Source organism: Treponema primitia ZAS-1 (assembly GCF_000297095.1).
Classification (GTDB): Bacteria; Spirochaetota; Spirochaetia; order Treponematales; family Breznakiellaceae; genus Termitinema; species Termitinema primitia_A.
In genome coordinates this window covers 1-420 of the sequence record NZ_AEEA01000083.1, presented here as the reverse complement: position 1 = coordinate 420, position 420 = coordinate 1, and the positions used below count along the sequence as shown (strand labels likewise).

The following is a 420-nucleotide window of genomic DNA, read 5'->3' as shown; positions in this document are numbered from 1 at the left end:
GCGCTGGTGCAGGGTTCTACCGCACAGTCCCGGGTAAGGAGCCCCTGCTTTTTTCCCTGGGCGTAGATTTCCTGCGCAAACTCATACCAGGTAATATCCCCCCCGTTGGTATAATGGTAAATGCCATAAGGCAGCGTTCCACTGTCTGAGCGCAAGATCAGGTCCGCGACCGTATTGGCCAGGTCGAAAGCCCAGGTGGGGCTGCCCCGCTGGTCGTTTACCACCCGCACGGTTTCCCGCTCGGCCATCAGGCGGAGCATGGTGGTTACAAAGTTATTCCCGTACTGCCCGTACAGCCATGCCGTCCGGATAATATACGCCGCATCGCTGCGTTCAAAGATGGCCGTTTCCCCGTCCCGCTTCGTGAGCCCATACACCCCGATAGGATCCGTAGGATCATCCTCTTTGTAGGGGCGCGTA

The 420-nt window shown here is 58.3% G+C and carries 1 protein-coding gene; it reads right to left on the bottom strand.

Going from position 1 to position 420, the window contains the following annotated elements; genetic code table 11:
- On the bottom strand, positions 1–420 hold a 420-nt coding region (locus TPRIMZ1_RS0113295; RefSeq protein ID WP_010260830.1), incomplete at both ends, for an SDR family oxidoreductase.